14 protein-coding genes are annotated in these 17,858 nt (G+C 37.9%); 1 reads left to right on the top strand and 13 read right to left on the bottom strand.

Translation table 11 applies throughout. The annotated features are described in order from the left end of the window. Positions 1 to 213 precede the first annotated feature (213 nt). From MKY46_RS03560 to MKY46_RS03545, 4 genes are all read right to left on the bottom strand, one after another. Entirely contained in the window at positions 214 to 1,404 is a 1,191-nt protein-coding gene (locus MKY46_RS03560) for a DUF4097 family beta strand repeat-containing protein (RefSeq protein ID WP_036120976.1), read from the bottom strand. Positions 1,405 to 1,492: 88 nt separating this feature from the next. Continuing rightward, entirely contained in the window at positions 1,493 to 4,360 is a 2,868-nt protein-coding gene (uvrA, locus tag MKY46_RS03555) for an excinuclease ABC subunit UvrA (RefSeq protein WP_036120980.1), read from the bottom strand. 7 nt (positions 4,361 to 4,367) lie between these two features. After that, positions 4,368 to 6,347, bottom strand: a complete 1,980-nt coding sequence (uvrB, locus tag MKY46_RS03550) for an excinuclease ABC subunit UvrB (protein WP_340833783.1) — start codon at positions 6,345 to 6,347, stop codon at positions 4,368 to 4,370. A gap of 438 nt (positions 6,348 to 6,785) precedes the next feature. Next, on the bottom strand, positions 6,786 to 7,034 hold the full coding sequence (locus MKY46_RS03545; RefSeq protein ID WP_036120988.1) for an IDEAL domain-containing protein: 249 nt from the start codon (positions 7,032 to 7,034) through the stop codon (positions 6,786 to 6,788). A gap of 226 nt (positions 7,035 to 7,260) precedes the next feature. On the opposite strand from MKY46_RS03545, the gene MKY46_RS03540 reads away from it, so the two are divergent. Next, positions 7,261 to 7,770: a competence protein ComK gene (locus MKY46_RS03540; protein ID WP_036120991.1), complete on the top strand. Its 510-nt coding sequence runs from the start codon at positions 7,261 to 7,263 to the stop codon at positions 7,768 to 7,770. Between the two features lie 41 nt (positions 7,771 to 7,811). Here the strand turns inward: MKY46_RS03540 and prfB are convergent. The 9 genes from prfB to flaG all read right to left on the bottom strand — a co-directional run bounded on the left by prfB (position 7,812) and on the right by flaG (position 17,713). After that, positions 7,812 to 8,916, bottom strand: a protein-coding gene (gene prfB, locus MKY46_RS03535; protein WP_419185183.1) for a peptide chain release factor 2 whose coding sequence is annotated in 2 segments (ribosomal slippage) — positions 7,812 to 8,840 and positions 8,842 to 8,916 — 1,104 coding nt in all. Because the reading frame shifts where the segments join, the coding sequence is not laid out codon by codon here. A gap of 121 nt (positions 8,917 to 9,037) precedes the next feature. Beyond that, positions 9,038 to 9,580, bottom strand: a complete 543-nt coding sequence (locus tag MKY46_RS03530) for a competence protein ComK (protein ID WP_036120994.1) — start codon at positions 9,578 to 9,580, stop codon at positions 9,038 to 9,040. 343 nt (positions 9,581 to 9,923) lie between these two features. Next, positions 9,924 to 12,434, bottom strand: a complete 2,511-nt coding sequence (secA, locus tag MKY46_RS03525) for a preprotein translocase subunit SecA (protein ID WP_036120997.1) — start codon at positions 12,432 to 12,434, stop codon at positions 9,924 to 9,926. A gap of 142 nt (positions 12,435 to 12,576) precedes the next feature. Next, positions 12,577 to 13,128, bottom strand: a complete 552-nt coding sequence (gene hpf / locus MKY46_RS03520; protein ID WP_036121000.1) for a ribosome hibernation-promoting factor, HPF/YfiA family — start codon at positions 13,126 to 13,128, stop codon at positions 12,577 to 12,579. A gap of 99 nt (positions 13,129 to 13,227) precedes the next feature. Beyond that, the gene (locus tag MKY46_RS03515; RefSeq protein WP_036121003.1) at positions 13,228 to 13,608 is read right to left on the bottom strand and encodes a PilZ domain-containing protein; all 381 of its coding nucleotides are present in this window, start codon (positions 13,606 to 13,608) and stop codon (positions 13,228 to 13,230) included. 195 nt (positions 13,609 to 13,803) lie between these two features. Beyond that, positions 13,804 to 14,214, bottom strand: coding sequence for a flagellar export chaperone FliS (gene fliS, locus MKY46_RS03510; protein WP_036121006.1), 411 nt, complete (start codon positions 14,212 to 14,214; stop codon positions 13,804 to 13,806). A 208-nt stretch (positions 14,215 to 14,422) separates the two neighbouring features. After that, positions 14,423 to 14,782, bottom strand: a complete 360-nt coding sequence (locus MKY46_RS03505; protein ID WP_036121009.1) for a flagellar protein FliT — start codon at positions 14,780 to 14,782, stop codon at positions 14,423 to 14,425. A 27-nt stretch (positions 14,783 to 14,809) separates the two neighbouring features. Then, positions 14,810 to 17,302, bottom strand: a complete 2,493-nt coding sequence (gene fliD, locus MKY46_RS03500) for a flagellar filament capping protein FliD (RefSeq protein ID WP_036121011.1) — start codon at positions 17,300 to 17,302, stop codon at positions 14,810 to 14,812. A gap of 21 nt (positions 17,303 to 17,323) precedes the next feature. Continuing rightward, entirely contained in the window at positions 17,324 to 17,713 is a 390-nt protein-coding gene (gene flaG / locus MKY46_RS03495) for a flagellar protein FlaG (RefSeq protein WP_036121013.1), read from the bottom strand. Positions 17,714 to 17,858: the final 145 nt, after the last annotated feature.

The following is a 17,858-nucleotide window of genomic DNA, read 5'->3' as shown; positions in this document are numbered from 1 at the left end:
TAAGAGGTATTTCTTTTACTATTATAGCACTCTATTTCTGTTTTTTTATTACAGTTTCATTTCAATACGTGCCAGTTCCTTCTATTTCGTTCTTTCATTGCCATTATCATTAAAAAAATGACAAAAATAAAAACAGCAATCGACGATAAACCAAGTCGAATACTGTTTGAAATAGCAAGAAGCATTCAAGCTTTCGCCTGAATGCTTCCCATGTTACATTTGTTGTTCGTCCGTTGTTGTGTAGCGCACTAAAACGGCGCCAGTTTTCGATTCGCCTTCGATAAATAAGCGATTTGCACTTTCAACTTCTTTATCAAAGCGTACTACTTTGGATAGGAATTGGTCCTGTGACTCCATTTTAGAAACATCCTGAATGCCTACATCCACTTTCCCGAAATTCGTCACAACTTTACCACTTAATGAAATGGTACGTGGGACATATATTTCCACCGCTCCAGCAACTGTTTGAGCTTTTATTTTAGATGAATTTGTGGAACAAGTTGTTACCACTACATGTCCATTGACAGACTTCGCCTCTACCTCATCCAAAGCACCATCTAAATAAACACGTCCATTCAACGTTTCAGCCTCTAAATCCTTACCACGAACATTCGTTAATTCAATGGAACCATTAGAAGAGTCCACTTCCGCTTTTCCAAAATTAAACTTAGTGCCTTTAATAGCTCCGTTCAATGTTTTAACTTTTAATTCTTCAAATTCTATATCCTGTAGTGACGCACTACCATTCATGAGACGAACAGATAATTTTTCAAGTTTATCCTTAGGTACTTGCACCTTTACATTGACTTGAACAAGCTTTAATTGGCTTAAAATGCGAAGTGAACGCTCATCCTCTTTTACAACAAATTGCTCTAAAAAGTGATTGCGTGTTTCTTCCTCGCTCTCATTCATCAGCGGTGCTTTCACCTTACAAACTACCTGAATCGTATCTCCTTCACTTGCTTCCAATGAGAAATTACCATTTGGCAATTCAACAATAACATTGTCTACGTTAGCAGCTGCCACTTCTTCTGTATGTGTAAATTCAATTTTATCTCCAAATGGAGATGCTACATCAAATTCCTTTACCTTTTTAACAGCGGTATTCATCATATCCATAAAAAGAGAACCGATTTGCGTTAAATCCTTACGAAAATCTTGCATTTCATCTTGGAAATATTTCATAAAATCATCTTTTTTCTTGTCACCATCTTTTGATTTTTCTTCAAATAGTGACTCTTCTTTTTCAGTTGAAAAGGATTGCGCCTCTTTTGACACATCATCCATAACATTTTGAGTAGACTTGCCAGGTTGCTCTAATGCTTCTAGTAATGTAATCGCCTCTTGTGCCGAAATCGTTCCTTTTTCTACAAGTTCTAAAATTCGTTGACGTTCATTTTGCATAAATAAATAGCCTCCCTCAGTTCGTTATACTATTTATACGATTCATCATATGAAAAGTTTCACTGCAAAATTGAATAAATTGGGTCTGTTAAGATTGAGACGCTTCTACTAGCAATGCATCCATTCGCAGACGATCACGTTCCAGGATAGGTTTTAAGTATTTCCCTGTGTAAGAGCCAGCGACTTTTACTACCTCTTCTGGTGTACCTGTCGCAACGATAGTGCCACCTTTATCTCCACCTTCTGGCCCTAAGTCGATGATATAATCAGCGGTTTTAATAACGTCTAAATTATGCTCAATGACTAATACAGAGTCCCCATTTTCAACAAGCCGCTGCAACACGACGAGCAATCGAGCAATATCATCGGCATGTAAACCTGTCGTTGGCTCATCCAAAATATAGAAGGATTTCCCTGTAGATCGTCGGTGTAACTCAGAGGCTAGCTTTACGCGCTGTGCCTCACCACCCGATAAAGTGGTAGCTGGTTGTCCCAATTTCATATAGCCCAAGCCCACATCGACAATTGTTTGTAGTTTACGCTGGATTTTAGGAATATTTTCGAAGAACACTACTGCATTTTCAATCGTCATATCAAGAATATCTGCAATACTCTTATCTTTATACTTCACTTCAAGTGTTTCACGATTATAACGTTTGCCATGACATACCTCACATGGAACATAAACATCTGGAAGGAAGTGCATTTCGATTTTAATAATGCCATCTCCTCGACATGCTTCACAGCGTCCACCTTTCACATTAAAGCTAAAGCGACCTTTTTTATAGCCTCGTACCTTTGCTTCATTTGTTGCCGCAAAAACATCACGAATATCATCAAAGACACCTGTATACGTTGCTGGGTTTGAACGAGGCGTACGACCAATTGGTGATTGGTCAATATCGATTACTTTTTCAAGCTCATCTAGGCCCGTCACTTCTTTATGTTCTCCAGGCTTAACCTTTGAACGATTCAGCTTCTGTGCCAATGATTTATATAAAATTTCATTTATCAGTGTCGATTTCCCAGAGCCTGACACACCTGTCACTGCTACAAATAAACCCAGTGGCACATCCACTTTGACGTTACGTAAATTATTTTCCTTAGCGCCTTTAATAGACAGCTTACGACCATTTGGTTGACGTCTTTCCACTGGTAATGGAATGAATTTTTTACCACTTAAATATTGCCCTGTTAGAGAGTTTTCATTCTTCATAACTTCCTGTGGTGTGCCTGCTGCCACAATTTGACCGCCATGAACACCTGCTCCAGGTCCCACATCAATAAGATAATCGGCTGCCAACATCGTATCTTCATCATGCTCTACCACAATTAACGTATTGCCGATATCACGCATATTTTGCAGCGTGTTAATTAAACGATCATTATCACGTTGATGCAAACCAATCGAAGGCTCATCTAAAATATAGAGAACTCCTGTTAAACGTGAGCCGATTTGTGTAGCGAGCCGAATACGTTGCGCCTCTCCGCCTGATAATGTCCCTGCTGCACGACTCAATGTCAAATAATCTAAACCTACGTTGACAAGGAAGCCCAATCGTTCTTCAATTTCTCGTAAAACCAGTCGAGCAATTTGCATATCCTTTTCACTTAAATCCAACTCTTTGAAAAATGTGTCCGCTTCCTGAATCGAATATTGTGTGACTTCACCAATATGCTTATCTGCTACTTTCACAGCTAACGTCTCAGGCTTTAAACGATAACCTTTACAGGACGGACATGGCTGCTGTGCCATATATTTTTCCATTTGCTCACGAACATAATCGGATGTTGTTTCTTTAAAACGGCGTTCCACATTGCGCACAACACCTTCAAATTCAATCATTTGGTCTCGCACATTGCCAAACTCATTTTCATAATGGAAGTGAATTTTGTCTTTTCCTGAGCCATATAAAACCTTATCCATCTTTTCCTTTGGTAAATCCTTCACAGGCACGTCCATTGGGATATCATAGTGATCACACACCGCTTTTAATAATTGTGGATAGTACTGTGAACTAGTCGGTTCCCATGGAGCAATAGCATGCTCTAACAAGGAACGATCCCAATCTGGAACGACTAAATCTAAATCCACTTCCTGTGTTGAGCCTAAGCCATCGCAGCTTGTGCAAGCACCAAACGGGCTATTAAATGAAAACATACGAGGCTCTAGCTCGCCTATAGAAAAACCACATATCGGGCAAGCATGATGTTCACTAAATAATAATTCTTCATACTCCATCACATCAACAAGTACACGACCATCAGCCAAACGTAAAGCTGTTTCTAAGGAGTCACTCAAACGTGAGGCAATACCTTCCTTCATAACAACACGGTCCACTACTACTTCAATCGAGTGCTTTTTATTTTTATCAAGATCAATCGCATCATCTAAATCCCGTAATTCCCCATCAATTCGCACACGAACAAACCCTTGCTTTTTTAAATCCTCTAGCAGTTTAACATGGGTTCCCTTGCGTCCAGAAACCATCGGCGCAAGAAGCTGCATTTTTGTTCTTTCTGGATATGATAATAAACGGTCTACCATCTGCTCAATCGTTTGGGAAGTGATTTCTATGCCATGATTTGGACAGATCGGTTTACCAATGCGTGCATAAAGTAATCGTAAGTAATCATAGATTTCCGTTACCGTACCAACCGTAGAACGTGGATTACGACTCGTTGTTTTTTGGTCAATGGAAATAGCAGGCGATAATCCTTCTATTGCATCGACATCTGGCTTATCCATTTGTCCTAAAAATTGACGGGCATAGGCAGAAAGGGACTCAACATAACGACGTTGGCCCTCCGCATAAATTGTGTCAAATGCTAGAGAAGATTTTCCTGAGCCTGATAAACCTGTTAATACGACTAATTGGTCACGTGGAATTGTGACATTGATATTTTTTAAATTATGAGCACGTGCACCTTGCACGACAATTTCAGTATTTTTCACAAGTCATTCACCCTTCTACCTTCAATTCAAATATTGTATCTCGCAACTCAGCCGCACGTTCAAAATCAAGCGCTTTTGCTGCTTCCTTCATTTCGACCTCTAAGGAAGCCAAAAGCTGTTCTCTTTCCGCCTTTGTCAGCTTTTTGCCTTTCGTAGCCTTTGTCACATAGGATTCTTCTTCTTCTGCCACTTGTGTCGCACGAATTACATCTGGGATTTTCTTGATAATGGTTTGAGGCGTTATGCCATGCTCCTCGTTGTAAGCCATTTGCAATGCACGACGACGTTGTGTTTCATCAATTGCCTTTTTCATCGAATCTGTTACATGGTCCGCATACATAATGACATGACCATTTGCATTACGTGCAGCACGACCAATCGTTTGAATTAATGAACGTTCTGAACGTAAAAATCCTTCTTTATCAGCATCAAGAATCGCTACAAGTGACACCTCAGGAATATCGAGCCCTTCACGCAAGAGATTAATACCGATGAGTACATCGTACGTTCCTTTACGTAGCTCACGAATAATCTCAATACGTTCTAGCGTTTTAATTTCGGAATGTAGGTACTCGACCTTTAAGCCCATTTCTTTCAAGTAAGCCGTTAAATCTTCTGACATTTTCTTCGTTAATGTTGTCACTAAAACCCGTTCATTTTGGGCAATTCGATCTCGAATTTCATCAATTAAATTATCGATTTGCCCTTCAATAGGTCGCACTTCAATTAACGGATCCAATAATCCAGTAGGTCGAATAATTTGCTCAACCATTTCCGGCGTATGCTCCAGCTCATAAGGGCCTGGTGTGGCTGATACATAAATGGCCTGATGCACTCGGTTTTCGTATTCTTCAAAACGTAGTGGACGGTTATCAAGTGCTGATGGCAAACGGAAACCATGTTCTACGAGTACACCTTTACGAGCTTGGTCACCATTGTACATACCACGAACCTGAGGAAGTGTTACGTGACTTTCATCTACTACAAGCAAAAAGTCATCTGGAAAGTAATCTAGCAATGTATATGGAGTGGCACCTGCTCCACGCAATGTTAAATGGCGTGAATAGTTTTCAATCCCTGAGCAAAAGCCCATTTCACGCATCATTTCTAAATCATAACGTGTCCGTTGCTCTAGGCGCTGTGCCTCTAGTAATTTATCCTCTGCACGTAGCAACGCAAGACGTTCCTCTAATTCTTTTTCAATGTTTTCAATCGCTTTTCGCATTTTCTCTTCTCGTGTAACGAAGTGGGATGCCGGGAATATAGCAACATGCTCTCGATCCGATAAAATTTCTCCAGTTAAGGCATCCACCTCTCGAATACGATCGATTTCATCACCGAAAAACTCCACCCGAATACAATGCTCGTCACGTGAGGCTGGGAAAATTTCCACTACATCTCCACGTACCCGAAATGTTCCCCGAGTAAAACTGACATCATTACGCTCGTATTGAACATCTACAAGTTTGCGCAGTAGCTGATTACGTTCAATTTCCATACCTGTGCGAATTGATACAACCATTTCTCGATATTCTTCAGGAGAACCTAAACCATAAATACAGGACACAGATGCAATAATGATGACATCATCACGCTCAAATAATGCAGAAGTAGCAGAGTGACGCAGCTTATCAATTTCATCGTTAATGCTGGAATCTTTTTCTATATAGGTATCTGTCTGCGGTACATAGGCTTCTGGTTGGTAGTAATCATAGTAGCTGACAAAATATTCAACAGCGTTATTCGGGAAGAACTCTTTAAACTCACTATATAACTGGCCAGCTAGTGTTTTATTATGTGCCATAATGAGTGTTGGTTTTTTAATTTGCTGGATGACATTAGAAATGGTAAACGTTTTACCTGTTCCCGTAGCACCAAGTAATGTTTGATGACGCTTGCCCGCTTTCACACCCTCCACTAATTCCGCAATTGCCTGTGGCTGATCCCCGTTAGGCTGATATGGCGCTTGTAAATCAAATGTTTGCACACATGTCCCCGTCCTTTCCTTCCAATTTGTACATATATTTTAGCATAGCAATATTAAAATTTCGAACATTTAACGAACGAATGTTTGTAAAAAATTTTTTATCCCTAAAATTTAAATGAATAACCGTGAAGCGAAGAATACTTATTACTCTCATAATAGCCGCTTCAACACGTTTTCAAGCTTAATCTATTCAATAGATTTCGATTCTTGAGTAGAAGTCATAATATTTTCGGTAGAGGGCTTCTGCTTTTGTGAGCGGGGTAACAGATTTTTGGCGTGGGTTGCATTCTTTTATGAGCTAGGGCTCTTGCTTTGAGAGCGGATTTACTCCTGAGCAACCCTCCCTCTTTTATAAGCGAAGACTCTCACTTTTTGAACGAGCAGCCCTCCTTCAATCAAAAAAATCCCGCTCTCCAATAGACATGGAGAGCGGGTTCGTTAGTATGATTCATCCTCTGTTTGCTGCAAGGAATGTAGTTCAGCTGCGTATTGGTAAAATGCGTTTTCATCTTTTTCATCGAGTACTCTGTCTATCAGAACCATGAGCTGCTCTTGACGATGCATACGCTGGATACGATTTAAAAATAAATCTAAATAAATCTCGTTTAATAATTTCTCTGCCTCATCAACTTTTTTCGACTGACCCACGGCTTTTAGAAAATCTGTGTACGAATAATATTTATCCAACGATCTCACCTCGATCCTTTTCTAAATTATATGAAAATTGAAATTAAATTGCAATGCTTACGAATTGAAAATAACTTGGATTAGCTATTAATCTCGTGACATTTGCAGTGAATTCTCTAAGCATTTCATTCTTTTCTGAAGGGTTTTCAGCTACTTTGTCTATTTTTTGAAACTCTCATTTTGTTCTACACTACCGTTATCAACAGAAAAAGGAGGCTCTCTCTATATGACTAGCAATTTTGTCAATAGCTACTTAATTTCATTCAACACTTACTTGCTTCAACCTATTCAGCACAACTCCAAGGTTTTCACTCATGTTATCGATAAGCACAATGAGCTGATCGTCACGCGTAAACCGATGCATGTGCTTCGAAAATCTTGTATCTCATTAGGTTCAACCTATGAAGCTGCCAAACTATCGGCTAAACGTTTCTTTGGCAATCAACATAAGCTACCAATCGTCGTGGCCTTTGACTACGGCTATCCCTGTATTTTTCTACCAACTTATTCCCCGAACTCCATTCATAATATATGGATTGGACTTCACGCGATTATCAATATTACACCAAGTCAGACTGGGTGTGTTGTCACATTAAAAAATGGTAAAACAATTGAACTACCTATTCAATATGCCTCGATTAGTAAACAGTTTTTGAATGCATCAATGCTCTATAAATATTACATGAACGAGCGCAAGCAGCTTAGCCAAGATGCGCCATATCACCCTCCCTTTTAACTAGAAAATCCCCCAAGAACACCTCTTGGGGGATTTGTGTATTAGCCAATTTTCGAGCGTAAATAGGCATTAATAAACGGATCTAAATCGCCGTCCATCACTGCACCAACATTACCTGTTTCTTCATTCGTACGGTGATCCTTCACCATAGAGTATGGGTGAAATACATACGAACGAATTTGTGAGCCCCAGCCGATTTCCTTTTGCTCACCACGTATTTCATCTAGTTGCGCTTGCTGCTTATCTAACTCTAATTGATATAATTTCCCTTTTAGCATCGTCATCGCTTTTTCACGGTTTTTAATCTGTGAACGCTCTGCTTGACACTGTACAACAGTACCAGTCGGAATATGTGTAATACGAACTGCTGAATCTGTCGTATTAATATGCTGACCACCCGCACCTGTAGCACGATACGTATCAATTTTTAAATCCTCTGTGCGAATTTCGATTTCAATATTTTCGTCGAATTCTGGCATAACATCACAAGAAACAAATGATGTATGACGACGGCCAGACGAATCGAATGGTGAGATACGCACTAGACGATGCACGCCTTTTTCAGCCTGTAAATAACCGAAAGCATTGTGACCTTTAATCGACAATGTTACCGATTTAATCCCTGCTTCATCACCAGGAAGATAGTCCACAGTCTCCACTTTAAATCCACGTTTCTCCGCCCATCTTGTATACATACGTAACAGCATAGAACCCCAGTCCTGAGATTCCGTTCCACCAGCACCAGGGTGTAGCTCTAAAATGGCATTGTTTTGATCATATGGACCACTTAACAGCAATTGCAGCTCAAAATCTCCCATTTTTTGCTGGAATTCTGCTAGCTCTTTGCCTAGTTCTTCCTGTAACTCTTCATCTGGCTCTTCCTGTAAAAGCTCCAGTGTCATATCTAAATTTTCATGGGTTTCCACTAAATCTTTATATTCATTGACGATTGCTTTTAAGCCATTGCCTTCATTGATGGTCACCTGTGCCCCTTGCTGATCATCCCAAAAGCCAGGCTCTAGCATCATTTCATCTAGCTCCTGAATGCGTGCCTCTTTGTTTTCTAAGTCAAAGAGACCCCCTGAAGTCCGCCAGTTTTTTGGCTGTAGTGTCTAACACATTGCGTACATCTGCTAATTCAATCATTGTTAAATCCTCCGAACGTTAGTAATGGAGCTAACATTGCACTCACAAAGCTCCGTATCTTTTCATTATAACGTTTTTACAAAGGAAAACATACTATCTAGCAGTTGTTTTCTCGGAGTAATCAATGATCCTGTGTCTCGTCCTCTAGCATATTAAGAGCGAGACGCTGAAAAACCTTTACACGGTCATACTGAACAAGCAAATGCTTTGTTCGTTTTTCTAACCTATATTTTAATAAATAGGCTCTCTGAATACGATATTCTAACGCTTTAACACTGACATCCACTACCAGTTCTTTGCCATTCGTAAAAGTTATTTTTGCTCTCTTTTTATCCACAGCGATATATTCATCAATATGATGAACGGCGAACCAGATACATTCAGGTTGTAGAGGAGACTTACTTGGAAACCATAAAATATTACATCGTTCATCCACTACAATTGGATTTTTATTAAGCTTTCCTAAAATCATTTTCGAGCCATCAAATGCCCCTCTTAAACTCGAACCAAAATAACGAAGGTTATAGTCCATTAACTTCGTTGGTGCTAATTTCGATAGATATTCATTATTTTTCTCAATTACCCGCGTACATAAATTTCCAAAGGAATCATACACAGGCATATACATCATCGTTTCACTATTCATAATATCTTTTTTATGCACCTATAGTCCTCCTTTATACACTTTATGTTTTTTCAATTAAAATAAAAAGGGATATACCAATATTCGTACATTCCAGATGTTTGTGACTCGTAAAATTGCTTTATTATCATGCATAGCACCCCTTCCCTTTCTAGGTCTAAGTCTTCATAGCACCTTCTTATTTAGGATAATAACGGGAGCTTCCCTGAACTAAAATCCTAATATTACAGCTATTGTATACCCATATTTTTCAATTGTCTATAAATTCTGACTTTTATTCCTAAATTTCTTCCTAAAACAGTATAATGTCAAAAGAAAAAAACCATTTCAACATGTAGTTAAAATGATTTTTTTCACTAATATATTATTGACCTGCACCATGACAGTTTTTAAATTTCTTGCCGCTTCCACATGGGCATAAATCATTACGACCAATATTTTCAGACTTACGCACAGGTTGCTTTTTCGGAGCTGAGCCGCCTTCTTCCTTCGGATTAACCGCTTGGCCCTTCGCCACCTCTTCACGCTCAAGATTACTGCGAATTTCTGCCTTCATTGCATATTTCGCAACATCCTCACGAATAGACGCAACCATATCCTCAAACATAGCAAAGCCTTCTTGTTGATATTCTCGAAGTGGATCATTTTGTCCATATGCACGTAGATGGATACCTTGACGAAGTTGGTCCATCGCATCGATATGATCAATCCATTTCGTATCAATAGAACGTAATAAAATTACCTTTTCAAACTCACGCATACGCTCTGGTGTCAGTTCTGCCTCTTTTTCATCATAACGAGCATGAACAGCATCCGAAACCAACTGATTAATGTCTTCAGCAGACTTGCCTTGGAAATCCGCTACTTTAAGCTGACCCTCTTCTAACAGATTAGCCGCTACAAAATCTTCAATTGCTTTTAAGTTCCAATCTTTCTGCTCACCCTGAGTATACAGACCAACAACATTATCGATTGTCTCTTGAATCATAGACTCTACGAGTACACGCATATTCTCTGTTTCCAATACATCATAACGCTCTTTATAAATAATCTCACGTTGCTGACGTAGCACATCGTCATATTGTAATAAACGTTTACGTGCGTCAAAGTTATTACCTTCGACACGTTTCTGCGCTGATTCTACAGCTCTCGACACAACCTTTGATTGCAATGGCTGAGAATCATCCATGCCTAAGCGCATCATCATCGACTTCATATTATCAGAGCCAAAACGACGCATTAAATCATCTTCTAGGGATAGATAGAACTGCGTAACCCCTGGATTCCCTTGACGACCAGAACGTCCACGAAGCTGGTTATCGATACGACGTGATTCATGTCGCTCTGTCCCGATGACCGCTAAACCACCAATTTCTAGTACACCTTCACCTGGTTTAATATCTGTACCACGACCCGCCATGTTTGTCGCAATCGTTACTGCGCCCTTAGTACCGGCATTTGCAATAATTTCTGCCTCGCGTTCATGGTTTTTCGCATTCAAGACATTATGAGGAATTTTATGTTTATCAAGTAACTGCGAAATAATTTCAGATGTTTCAATCGCAACTGTACCAACAAGCACAGGTTGTCCTGCCTTATGACGCTCAGCAATATCGGCCGCCACCGCTTTATATTTTCCTTCCATCGAAGCAAAAATTAAATCTGGACGGTCATCACGAGCTATTGGTTTATTCGTTGGAATCGCAATAACGCTCATGTTGTAAATATTTCGGAACTCTTCTTCCTCTGTTTTCGCTGTACCTGTCATACCCGCAAGCTTTTGGTACATACGGAAATAGTTTTGGAACGTAATGGTAGCCATTGTCATTGATTCATTTTGAATGTCAACGCCCTCTTTAGCTTCAATTGCTTGGTGAAGTCCATCAGAATATCGACGGCCCTTCATTAAACGGCCCGTAAAGCCGTCAACAATTACAATTTCGCCCTCTTGGACAACATAGTCAACATCATTATGCATACTCACATGTGCCTTTAACGATTGGTTAATGGCATGATTTAAGCGTACATGTGTTAAATCAAACAAATTGTCGATCCCAAATGCTTTTTCTGCCTTTTCTACACCTGCATCTGTTAATGTAACACCTTTTGTCGACTCTTCGTATGTGTAATCTGTATCTGCACTTAACATGCGTACAAAAGCATTAGACTGTTTGTACAACTGTGCTGATTTCCCAGCTTGACCCGAAATAATTAATGGCGTACGAGCCTCATCAATTAAAATAGAGTCCACCTCATCGATTACAGCATAATGAAGCGGTCGTTGAACACGCTCTTCTTTATAAAGCACCATATTGTCACGTAAATAGTCAAATCCTAATTCATTGTTTGTACTATAAGTAATATCCGCTTCATATGCCGCACGCTTCTCTTCTTTTGACAGGCTATTTAAATTTAAACCTACTGTAAGACCTAAGAAATTATACAGCTGTCCCATCTCAGCAGCATCACGACTAGCCAAATATTCATTGACTGTTACAACATGTACACCTTTACCAGTAATCGCGTTTAAATAAACCGCCATAGTAGCTGTTAATGTTTTACCTTCACCTGTTTTCATCTCTGAAATATTACCTTCATCCAGTGAAGCAGCCCCCATGATTTGAACACGGAAAGGATACATCTCTAAAACACGTTTAGATGCTTCGCGACAAACAGCAAAAGCCTCTGCACGAATCGACTCTAAATGCTCTCCATCAGCATAACGCTTTTTAAACTCTTCTGTTTTTGCTTGTAATTGTTCATCTGAAAGCTGTTCCATTTGAGAAGCAAATCCCTCTACTTGGTCAGCGATTTTTTCTAATTTTTTTAACTCACGTTTATTGAAATCAAATAATTTATTTAATAGGTTTGCCATGAATGTTTTTCACTTCCTATATAGATTCAACTTCCATTTTACCATTGTGTAACAGTTTCATGCAAACAGTCACCCTACTTGCAGAAGAAAGTCATACAAAAAAGACTCTCGCCATCGCGAGAGCCTTTGTCATCATGAAGTTTTAAGTTGTTTCGATTAAGCCATATTTACCGTCTTTACGTTTATACACAATATTTGTGCCATTAGATTCAGCATCTGTAAAGACATAGAAATCATGTCCTAACATATTCATTTGTAAAACAGCCTCTTCTTGATCCATCGGTTTTAAATCAAATTGCTTTGTACGTACAATTGAGTATTCCTCTTCCTCTGTAGTAGCATCAGCGGCTGCTTGTGTAGTAGCAAAATAAAGGCCTGCACCTTCACGCTCACGGAATTTACGGTTTACTTTTGTTTTATGCTTACGGATTTGACGCTCTAATTTATCAACGATTAGATCAACCGCAGCATACATGTCATTATGACGCTCTTCAGCACGAAGAGTTAAGTTCTTCATCGGAACTGTGACTTCCACTTTTGTTTGCTTGTCATTATAAACCTTTAAATTTACGTTAGCATTGGCGTTAACATCTTCGTTAAAATAACGTTCAACTTTTTCGATTTTATTCTCAACATACTCACGAATAGCTGGAGTTACCTCAATATTTTCACCACGAATGTTAAAGTTTAACATGTAAACTCCTCCTTTATAACTGCTATACTATCTATTTCTACACAAGTGTGTGAAATTCCTCTAAAATAATTCTTTTTTTTACAAAAAATTTTTATAAAATTAATGGTTACTTTGCTTTTTTGCTTCTGCCGCTTCCTTTTTACGTCGCAGCTTTAATTCTTCTACAATCAAATCTTCTACTCGTGCCTGATCATTGAAATAAATGCCATATTGCTTGCCGCTACCAAACGGACGGCTCCAAATAACTTCACCATAAGCCCGCACCTCTTGTGTATCAAGCACAAAATGGATATCCAATGGTGGAGGATTCACGCCTAAATCCACTTCAGTAAACATCTTTAACCCACGTGGACTAATGTCCAGCAAGTCCGCCATAGCCGTTTGTCCATGATTGACCCTTCCGTTCTCATAAATAGCAAAAGTTATTTGAACAGGCTCCTCAAATTTAAATCGGAAACCTTCTTGACGCTTAAAGATCATATTCCCACCCCAGTACTATGTTAAACATTTATATTGCTTTGATTATGACACGATGCCCTTCTTACAGCTAGAGGGAATAAGTAACATATTTTACCGTCAAATAGCCTAATTTATGACTATTTAGTGTTAATTTCTAGTTATTATTCCTGTCATATAGAAAAGAGACCATCTTCTGATGATGGTCTCTAATTTTGTCTAAATTTGTCCGCTGTTTCCCTGACCAAATTGCTGTTGTCGAGTAATGCGAATAACTTCCTTCCACGTATCGCGGAATTCCGTCACCAATCCTTCTACTTCTTCAATAATCGCTACATCATTTTGAATGTTTGCCTCTACTAAACGATGATTCATATATTCGTAAAGAGGTAGCATTTGTTTCGAAATTTCGATTTCCATATTGAGCGTTGCCATTAATTCACTTATAATTGCCTGTGCCTTAATAAGATTTGTATTTTTTTCTTGGATATTTTTTTCTTGAATAGCTTGTTTCGCCTTATTCAAAAATTTTAAACATCCATTATAAAGCATTAACGTCAGCTCTCCTGGAGAAGCCGTGGTTACACTATTTTGTTTGTATGCATTTTGTGCTGTTAAATTTGCTGCCAATAAAGGACAACTCCTTTGAAAGGTTACTTATTTACTAGTTTAAACCATTTTACGAAGAAAAGCTATTTGATCAATAACGCCCAAGCGTAATTGTGTCGGGATTTTGAATTGTGTGATCATAATTCATCCTTTTAAAATTCTTGACGTCCGCCGGAGCTTTATCTTCATTCAGCTTGCGGCTTCCACCACACTAAATGAAGATAAAATGTCAATTTTTTTTATCGTAATACATCCCGTCCATCACACGAACATTGGAGTAAGGGTTGAAATATTGCTGTTCACTTTTTTTCGTTTTTTGTAGGTTTGCCATATCTTGCTTAACTGCATCCATAACAGCTGCTAATCGTTCTTTAATACCATTATCTAGTTCCAACAGTGTACGATGAATGCGATTTTGTTCATCGAAATGAAAACCTTCTTGTTTCAAGCCTTTAATAATCGTTTCACGCTTGTCCAACATGCTATTGATTGTGTTGATGTATTCGTCACGCTCTTCACCATTTGGAATGTCACCTAAATGCTTAAATAAATTGGCTGACACTTGCAATAGTTGATCTGTTTGATACATATTATTCTCCTACCTTAATTAGAAGCCTCAGCCTTGCATGAACATGCTGGATTGTTGATTTGCTTTATTTATTGCTTGCTCCATAGCTGTGAATTGCTTCCAATAGCGAGATTCTATATCCTCTAGTTTTCTCTTCCAAGTACTAATTCGACTTTCTGTATCCATTAGGTTATTTCCGATTGCATATTGAGCGTCTGTCATCGTAGAACGTCCAGCTTTTTTTTCAATAGTAATTTCAAAAGTTTTCATCGATTCACGTAGTTTTTCTAAATAACCACGTGTATCGACTGTTTTTCCATCTACTACATCATCTTTTTTACCTTCACTATTTTTAAAGAGTTTTTCAACTGCATCAGGATCTTCTTCTAATACTTTTCGTAATTTTGTTTCATCAATTTCTAATGTACCGCCATCATTATAGTTTTTTGATGTTGTAATCCCAATACTGAAAAGGGTATTATATTTTGAATCAATACCAGGATTTGATTGATATACTAAAGAACGCATACCCGAAAGCCCTTCACGAATAAGAGTATCACCTCTTAATAACCCACTCTTCGCTTTTTCTTCCCAAAGCTTAATCTCATTTTCTGACATGTCTTCTCTTTGCTCACTAGTCAATGGCGTATAATCACGATATTTAGTTTCTTTTGTTTGATCATTTAAATCTTTGATAAAACCGTTATAAGTAGTGATAAACTCCTTAATTTTAGCCATGATGTCATCAACATCTGTTGTGGAAGTCATTGTGACTGCTTGTGCTTGTGGAGCAGCATTTACTTTATCTTCGTCAACGATTTTACCACCACTACCATCATCCTTTAAAATACCTGCCGCATTTGCATCTGCTGTTGCTGCCTTTTCGGTATTAGTTGCTTCTGTTAAACGAGTTTGAGCTGCTTTCTCTTCAGCATCGGCAGTTAAATACTCTGAACGTTTAATATTCTGATCCGCCAAATCATAGAATTGACCTTTTTCTTCTGGGGATAAGCTATTCCAAACCTCTTTTTGTTTTTCTGTTAAATCCTCAACCTTTTTAGATCCATCTTGCAAATCTTTAATTAACGCATCTCCAAATTGATTATACTTTTGTTTTAAATCCTCAGCTTGAGCTTTTTCTTGATAAGTTTTTAAAGTTGCTGAATCTGTTGCTATTAAATTAGTTAAATCATCTTTACTTAAAGATTTTAACGCATCTTTTACTTCTTTTGTAAATTCAGGATTATCATCTATATCTTTATGAATTTTATCAATTGAATCATTACTGTCATATGAGAAACGTTTTAATGCATCGATGGCATTTTGATCAAAATCTTTTAATTTTGCACCATACTTTTCGTACTCTGCTTGAGCTTTAAAATCTGTAAGCTGATCTTTGTTTGAAAATAAAACATCTAACACATCATTAGATAAATCCTTTAATTTCGCTTTGCTTTCATCACTTAAAGAGCTTCCGTCTAAATTATCTTTAATACCTTGTGCAGATGATTGGTTTTTAATGAAATTTATTTCATCAGTTGATAAATTTCTCCACGCATTATTTCCAAGTTTGTTATATTGCACTTGTTGTGACAAAGATAAAGTATTACCAAAAGCATTTTTATAAGCAGTTTCATGGTTAGCTGTATAGCTATTAATATCACTAGCACCATAAGCATTTTGTTTTGTAGTAAGATTTGCTTGTTTATTTGCTAAATTAGTAGTAGCATTTTTTAATTCTTCCACAGCAGCTTTATATTTATCTGCAATCGTTTGGAGGCCGTTGAATGTATCTTTTAACGTTACATTATAACCCGAAATCGTAAACGTATTTGTTGTTCTTTCTGTTGCTATACCATTCACAGTGAAGATAGCATTTTTTCCTTCTGTATTTTGAACTTTATTAGGATCAGCAAATCCTAACTTGTTGAAAATGTCTACTCCACCTACAACTTTGATTTCATCATCACCTTTAACATCACCAGTGTTTTTGGCAGTAAAGGAGAATCGGCCATTTTCAAATACAGCACTAATTCCTGCATTACTAGAATTCACTTTACTAATAAATTGATTGACTGTCATATCAGGAGTAATTTCAATCTTTGTTGCCTCACTTGCTAATTGACCGTTGGTTTGAATGGCTTTAAATTCTATAGTTCCTGTTGCTCCTAAATCGGACATTTTCGTAGTTCCTACAGCATTAACTTGATCACCAACTTTACGAGCTGCTGTAGCTAATTGGGAAACACCCTCGATTGACAGTGTTCCCGAAGCACTTCCTGTTGCAGTTGCAGATACTAAATTAGAATTAGAACTAGCTGCCGTTTTAGAAATAAGACTTTTTAGTACTAGATTATCTGATATATAAGTATCAAATGTTTTTAGCTTTGTATTAACACTTCGATATGCGTCACGTTGCCACTCGTACGTTTGTTTCTTTTGATATAACTTGTTTAAAGGTGCTCTTTCCGCATTCATTAATTTTTTTACTATTGAATCTATATCCATTCCTGAAGCTAAACCGCCGATTCTATTTACCATTATATTTCCTCCTAAAAATTCTTATATTTTTTCGTCCACAATCATCCCTAATAACTTTTGCATCTCATAATATGCGTCTAAAAGTTTTTTTGGAGGGATCTCTTTTACGACTTCTTCTGTTTGGGTATCAACAACTTGTACAAAATAACGATCTAAACCGTCATGTAACACAAATTTAGAAGCATTATGATTGATTTGCAAAAATTCATTCACAGTATCTACTACATTTTGCAACTTTTCTTTAGATACATCTTGACCCTCAGCAACTGGTATTTTTTCTCCTTGTGATTGCGTTATTAACTGAGATTTACTAGTAATCATCGTAGTTTCTTCTAAACTAGCTTTCTTAGAAGATGTTGATGACGTTGCAGTTCCCACATCTGTAGATTGTCCTTGAGCTGCAATACGCATAATATGTAACCTCCCAAACATTTATTATTCTTATATTTAATATCGGAAGTTTTTAGGAATGTTTCACTCTTTCTCTAGAAGTACTTTGATTTGTTTGTATACTTCAAAAGAATGGCCTCTTGATCAAATAATTTTTCTTGAACAA

Source organism: Lysinibacillus sp. FSL M8-0355 (assembly GCF_038008985.1).
Lineage (GTDB): Bacteria > Bacillota > Bacilli > Bacillales_A > Planococcaceae > Lysinibacillus > Lysinibacillus fusiformis_D.
The sequence above is the reverse complement of the archived record's forward strand: the minus strand, read 5'-3'. Positions and strand labels throughout refer to the sequence as shown.